This is a genomic window from Alcanivorax sp. HI0083 (assembly GCF_001635175.1).
Map to the genome: position 1 here is coordinate 1 of NZ_LWFX01001594.1, position 5,185 is coordinate 5,185.

Annotated in this window: 5 protein-coding genes; 3 read left to right on the forward strand and 2 right to left on the reverse strand. The window is 57.9% G+C overall.

The window, feature by feature from the left end; translation table 11 throughout:
* Positions 1–489, forward strand: a 489-nt coding sequence (locus A3754_RS23715) for a transposase (RefSeq protein ID WP_156497187.1), incomplete at its 5' end; no start/stop codon positions are given.
* Between the two features lie 113 nt (positions 490–602).
* Here the strand turns inward: A3754_RS23715 and A3754_RS23720 are convergent.
* The gene (locus A3754_RS23720) at positions 603–1,472 is read right to left on the reverse strand and encodes a MaoC family dehydratase (protein ID WP_063521520.1); all 870 of its coding nucleotides are present in this window, start codon (positions 1,470–1,472) and stop codon (positions 603–605) included.
* Positions 1,473–1,632: 160 nt separating this feature from the next.
* Positions 1,633–2,283 carry a TetR family transcriptional regulator gene (locus tag A3754_RS23725; protein ID WP_063521521.1) on the reverse strand — a complete coding sequence of 217 codons (651 nt, stop codon included), beginning with the start codon at positions 2,281–2,283 and terminating at the stop codon, positions 1,633–1,635.
* Between the two features lie 302 nt (positions 2,284–2,585).
* Here A3754_RS23725 and A3754_RS23730 point away from each other — a divergent pair, with 302 nt between their 5' ends.
* Together A3754_RS23730 and A3754_RS23735 are read left to right on the forward strand one after the other, a co-directional pair.
* Positions 2,586–3,704: a ferredoxin reductase gene (locus tag A3754_RS23730; protein WP_231880764.1), complete on the forward strand. Its 1,119-nt coding sequence runs from the start codon at positions 2,586–2,588 to the stop codon at positions 3,702–3,704.
* Positions 3,705–3,768: 64 nt separating this feature from the next.
* A complete protein-coding gene (locus A3754_RS23735; RefSeq protein WP_063521523.1) occupies positions 3,769–4,926 on the forward strand; it encodes an acyl-CoA desaturase in 1,158 nt (385 codons plus the stop codon).
* Positions 4,927–5,185 lie beyond the last annotated feature (259 nt).

Below are 5,185 nucleotides of genomic sequence, written 5' to 3' on the forward strand. Positions count from 1 at the left end.
CCGCTACTCAAAGCGGGCTTGAAGAGGTTGATCTCTCAGATCAACACGCTGGATGCACAGATCCAGAAACACCTTCGCGACACGGTAAGAGACGCTGGGCTCAGCGAACAGGTGCAACGGTGCAAGGCCCTGGAGGGCGTGGGCGATCTGACCGCCTACGCTCTGGTCATGGCCTTCTTAAGGGGCGACTTCAGGAACAGTGATGCCTTCGTGGCCTTCCTGGGGATGGACGTTCACGTGAGAGACTCAGGCACCAAAACCGGCAAGCGAAAACTGACCAAGAAAGGGGACTCAGAAGCTCGCAGGCTGCTTTGCTGCGCGGCCATGGCCGCTCGCCGGAGCAAGCGTTGGGCAGGGGTCTATCAGGCTTATCTGGATCGAGGGCTGGCAACTACCCAAGCGTTAGTCATCCTGGCGCGCAAACTCGTTCGTATCGCCTTCGCGCTCATGAAAAATGGCACCGACTATCAGCCGGCCCCTGCCTCATGAAGACTGGGGTGGACAACATAGAATCTCCTACATCAACAACCTTCGTCAAGGTTCGAATCGCGCCTCAAGCGGCGCTCCTACAGGTGGGTGTAGAAACGCCGGGGGGTTGGAGCTTACTCCGCCGGGCGAATCTGGCCGGCCAGGTGCGGCTTGATGCCGTCCTTGGCGAGCAGCCGGAAATCGCTGCCGCCGTCGGTTGGCTTGTTCTCGAACTTCACCGTGGCGGGCACGAACATGGGCAATTTGAACTGCACATCCACGGTGAAGGCGTCTTCCGGCAGCTGGTTCTGCAGTTCGGCCAGGCAGCGGGCCTTGGACCACATGCCGTGGGCGATCTGGCGCTTGAAGCCGAACAATTTGGCCGACAGCGGATACAGGTGAATCGGGTTGCGGTCACCGGAAACGGCGCCGTAGCGGCGGCCGATATCCCCGGGCACTTTCCATTCCACGGTGTCAGTGGCGGGTTGCGGCTTGGGCGCGTCTTTCTTCTTGCTGCTGCTCCCGCCACCGCTGCGGAAAAAGTTCACGGATTCACTTTCCCAGACCCGCTCGCCACCGGTGCTCACGCTGGTGAAGATGGAAAATTCGTAACCCTTGTCGACTTTCTGCAAATTGCCCAGAAAACACTTCACGTTCAGTTGTTCACGCTCGGCAATGGGGCGGTACTGGGTAATGCTGTTACGCACATGCACCAGGCCCATGGCGGGGAACGGAAAGCCGTCGGTGAGAATCAGTGCCATATGCAGCGGGAAAGCGTGCATGTGCGGATAGGTCACGGGCAACTTGCCGTCGGCGGCAAATCCGCACACCTTGCGGTAGGCGGCCAGATGTTTTTCATCGAGGGAGACGTCATTCAGGCGCAGGCCCACGTCTGGCAGGGTGGGGTTGCTGCCTGGTTTGACGGTGGCACGCAATACGGCCTTGGCGAAGTTGATCACCATGGGTGGTGAATTACGCAGCTCGCGGAATTTGACCTCACTCATTACTCAATCCTTTCCCGTTGATTGCGTTGCAACGTAGGCAACGGTGGCAATGCAAAAGAGTATAGAGCAGGGCAGGGGAGTCGCTATTGGCCGTATAGACAGGGAGTCTGGTGAGTTAAGCACAGGCGCGTGGCACAAGGGCGCAAAGTGTGAAATGCGTTCAGGAACTGCTCTTGTCCGAGCGCCACATGCCCACGCCGAAGTAAATCAGACGCAGTTGTTTCTCGGCGGTCATTAGCACTTCTCGCTGACCGGTCTCATCAATTTCTTCCAGTTCGAGCATTTCCTGGGTCAGGGCGGTGACGTTGTTGACCACCAGCCCGGCCATCATTTGCAGGTCTTCCGCATTGACATGATTCAGAAACGGAAAGCGTGCCATGTCCATGGCCAGCTCGTTGGTGAACATGCGGATTTCCCGGCGAATGGCGTTGCGCATGGTGGGGGTGCCACCGGCCAGTTCCTTGGAGACGAACAGGAAGTGGGCGCGGTTGTTGCGGACATAGTTGAAGTACACCTCCAGGGATCCGCGCAGCATGCGCTCATTGGGCAGTTCTTCCTGGCGGACCTGGCGCATCATATGGCGCAGGGTGCGGAAAGATTCATCCAGCAGCGTCAGGCCCAGGGCGCTCATGTCCGGGAAGTGCCGGTAGAAGGCGGTTGGGACCACGCCGGCTTTCTTGGTGACTTCGCGCAGGCTCAAGGCAGAAAAGGGGGCTTTCTTGACCACCAGTTCCAGCGCCGCGGCCATCAAGGCTTCCCGGGTCTGGCCGCGTTTGGGCTTGCGCGATCTGCTGGTGGTTTCCTTGGTCATTGCCGGTTGCCTCTGCGTTGGGTTTCAGGTCGTTGGGTTAAGCGCGACCGGCAGTCTCATGCCCCGTTTTCGGCTGGCTGGAGAAGCAAGTGCGGGGGCTGGGTGGGCTTGAAGCACCAACAGACCCTGAAAATTACGCTGTAAATTCTCCTCGTTGTGGGGCCGTGATGCAACTGGTGCGCAAAAAACATGTGTAACTGCATGATAATGCAGGTATTTACAAAATTAAGTGTACAGGTGTTGACTTGAATTGTGGGTCTGTGAATAATGCGTACAACTGTTCACTTACAGGGATGAACCCAATGAACGCAATGACACAGACCTCCAGCCGTTTTCAGCAAGGCCTGACCCGCCTGCTGCAGTCCCGTGTGGCGGATATTCTTTCCTATCCCCACGGCGTCGACCGTTATCTGGAAGTGTTCAATCCGCTGTGGTCCGTTAATGAGGTGCGCGCCAAGGTAGAAGCCGTGCGCTACCTGACCAACGACAGCGTGACCCTGACCCTGCGTCCCAATCATAACTGGGAAGGCTTTGTTCCCGGTCAGTTCGTGCAGCTTTCCGTCACCATTGATGGCAAGCGTCAGACCCGCTGCTACTCACCGGCCAACTCCCTGCACCGCGCCGACGGCTGCATCGAGCTGACCGCCAAAGTGCACGCCAACGGCTTTGTGTCCCGTCACCTGCGTGAACAACTCAGTGTGGGTGACGTGGTGTTGCTGTCCCAGGCGGACGGCGAATTCGCCCTGCCGGAAGAACGCCCGGAGCAGGTGCTGCTGATCAGTGGTGGCAGCGGTATTACCCCGGTGATGTCCATGCTGCGCACCCTGTGTGACGAAGGCTTTAGCGGCCCGATCATCTTCCTGCATTACGCCAACAGCGCCGCCGACATGATCTACGCCAGCGAGCTGGACGAGATTGCCCGGACTCACGACAACGTGACCCTGGTGCGTTGCTTCAACAATGAGGGTGAACAGGGCGAACTGTCCGGTCTGTTTTCCCGTGAACATCTGTACATTGCAGCGCCGGAATTTGCACAGGCAACCACTTTTCTGTGTGGCCCGCCGCCGATGATGGCAGCGGTGGAAAAAGTCTGGGAAGAGGACGGCCTGGCAGAGCGTCTGCACAAGGAGCAGTTCACCCTGGCAGCGCCGCAGATCGAAAGCGACAGCGCCGAAGGCGAAGTGCGCTTTGTTCAGAGCGAAAAAATGGCCATCAATAATGGCGCCACCCTGCTGGAGCAGGCCGAGTCCGCCGGGCTTTCCCCGGAATCCGGTTGCCGCATGGGTATCTGTCACGCTTGCACCTGCCGCAAGACGGCCGGCGACGTGCGCGATATCCGCACCGGTGAGATCACCAGTGGCGAAGAAGACATTCAAATTTGCGTCAGCGTGCCGGTGGGCACGGTGACTCTGGACATCTAAACGGATTCACCCAAACCGAAGCGTCACAAGACGATTCTTCAAACCGGGTTTAAGGAGAAAGCACATGAGTATTTTCAGCAACTTGACCGCCGAACAATTCGAGACTATTGGCCAGGAACTGGATGCCATCCGTAATCGTGAAATGGCGGACCTGGGCGAAGAAGATGCCACCTATATCCGTACCCTGATCAAGCGTCAGCGTCGTCTGGAAGTGGCCGGCCGCGGCCTGCTGATGGCGGGTTTCCTGCCGCCGGCATGGCTGGCCGGTGTGGCTTGTCTGTCTGCCTCCAAGATTCTGGACAACATGGAAATCGGCCATAACGTGATGCACGGCCAGTACGACTGGATGGGTGACCCGGCCATCAACTCCAAGGTTTTTGACTGGGACAACACCTGCACCAACACGGCCTGGAAGCAGACCCACAATTTCGAGCACCACACTTTCACCAACGTGCTCGACAAGGACCATGACATTGGTTACGGCATCCTGCGCATGTCAGAAGACCAGGAGTGGGAACCGCGCTTCCTGTTCAACCCGATCCTGGCAGGCATTCTGGCGACCTTCTTTCAGCACTTTGTGGCGATCCAGAGCCTCAAGCTCGAGGACTACCTGATCTACAAGACCAAGACCAAGGAAGAGCTGAAAGCCGAGTTCAAGCCGACCTGGAAGAAGATGCGCAAGCAGCTCTTCAAGGACTATCTGCTGTTCCCGGCCCTGGCCGGCCCGTTCGCGCCCTTCGTGTTCGCCGGTAATGTGGCAGCCAACCTGGCGCGCAACCTGTGGTCTTCCCAGGTGATCTTCAATGGTCACTTCCCGGAAGAAGTGGAACAGTTCCCGGAGTCCGTGATCGAAAACGAGACCCGTGGCCAGTGGTATGTACGCCAGCTGTTGGGCTCTGCCAACTTTGAAGGCGGCCGTCTGATGCACGTGATGAGCGGCAACCTGAGTTTCCAGATCGAGCACCACCTGTTCCCCGATCTGCCGGCGCACCGTTATGCCCGCATTGCGCCGGAAGTCCGTGCCATCTGCGAAAAACATGGCCTGCCGTATAACACCGGGTCTTTCATGAAGCAGTCCCTGAGTGTCTGGAAGCGGATCTTCAAACTGTCTTTGCCCAACAAGAGCAAGGATGACAGCGGCAAGGGGCCGCTCAATGGTCTGCGTGCCAAAGTGGTGTCTCTGACCCGTGAACCGCAGTCAGAAACCCGCAAGGCTGCCTGATCGCTTCAAAGCGGTTTGATCTCCTGGTTCGGGCCGGTCCTGCGCTGGTTCCGGCCCTGCCATCCTTATGCTACTCTCAGTGATTCTGAGAGTAGCTTTTTTTGTATTGGGGACAAGGCAACGCATGGCAGAAATGACGGATTCCGGTGTGCTGTTACGGATGGCCTACAAGGCCATGGTAAAAGCCGGTATTGATGCCGATGCCGTGTTGGCGGAGGTTGGACTCGACAAGTCCATTTTGCAGGTCCCTGACCTGCGT

Bases quoted from the DNA above. Each gene is read 5' to 3' on its own strand.
- A3754_RS23725 (WP_063521521.1), bottom strand. From the start codon at position 2,283: ATGACCAAGGAAACCACCAGCAGATCGCGCAAGCCCAAACGCGGCCAG.
- A3754_RS23730 (WP_231880764.1), top strand. From the start codon at position 2,586: ATGAACGCAATGACACAGACCTCCAGCCGTTTTCAGCAAGGCCTGACC.
- A3754_RS23720 (WP_063521520.1), bottom strand. From the start codon at position 1,472: ATGAGTGAGGTCAAATTCCGCGAGCTGCGTAATTCACCACCCATGGTG.
- A3754_RS23735 (WP_063521523.1), top strand. From the start codon at position 3,769: ATGAGTATTTTCAGCAACTTGACCGCCGAACAATTCGAGACTATTGGC.